Source organism: Streptomyces sp. P17 (assembly GCF_032436805.1).
GTDB lineage: Bacteria > Actinomycetota > Actinomycetes > Streptomycetales > Streptomycetaceae > Streptomyces.
Genome location: NZ_JAVRBF010001436.1, coordinates 1 through 239 on the forward strand (window position 1 = coordinate 1; position 239 = coordinate 239).

1 protein-coding gene is annotated in these 239 nt (G+C 66.1%); it reads left to right on the forward strand.

Annotation, left to right across the window (positions count from 1 at the left end; genetic code table 11):
• Positions 1–239 (forward strand): DHHA1 domain-containing protein (locus RMT89_RS45255; RefSeq protein ID WP_315889571.1); only part of this gene is annotated, 239 nt, incomplete at both ends.

Consider the following 239-nt stretch of genomic DNA (forward strand, 5'->3'; position numbering starts at 1 on the left):
GATGAGCGTAAGGCGCTTGTCAATGAAGTTGCACAGCTTCGCCGCGAGCTTGCAATGGGCGGCGGCCAGACCGCCGACGAGACGGTGGAGATCGGCGGCATCCGCTTTGCCTCGCGCCGGCTTGACGGTGTGTCGGGACGGGATCTTCCGGCGCTGATCGACGAGATGAAATCGCGGATCGGCTCTGGCGCGGTTCTCTTGCTGGCCGATACAGGCGGCAAGGCGGCGGTCGCAGCGGG